Consider the following 296-nt stretch of genomic DNA (forward strand, 5'->3'; position numbering starts at 1 on the left):
ACGGGAGTGGCCGATCCTCAGTCGTGCGGGCCGTAGCGCACGTCCAGCACGAGGAAGCGCACGCGCCCGCCAGGCAGCGGCGCCTCGAACTCGTCGTCGACACGTTTCTTTAGTGCAGAGCGTGCCAAGGGCGAGTCGATGCTGATCCAGCCGCGGGCCGCGTCGGTCTCATCAGGGCCGACGATGCGATAGCGCAGGGTTTCGCCATCGTCCATGCGCTCCAGCTCGATCGAGGCACCGAAGTAGATCGCCTCGGGATCGGCAGGCTGGCCCTCCGCGACCTTGAGCGCCTCCAG

At 67.6% G+C, this 296-nt stretch carries 1 protein-coding gene; it reads right to left on the reverse strand.

The window, feature by feature from the left end; genetic code table 11:
- Positions 1 to 17: 17 nt before the first annotated feature.
- The coding region (locus FLQ44_RS11230; RefSeq protein WP_206208835.1) for a GreA/GreB family elongation factor at positions 18 to 296 on the reverse strand (279 nt) is incomplete at its 5' end.

Source organism: Vogesella mureinivorans, assembly GCF_007644035.1.
Taxonomy (GTDB): domain Bacteria; phylum Pseudomonadota; class Gammaproteobacteria; order Burkholderiales; family Chromobacteriaceae; genus Vogesella; species Vogesella mureinivorans.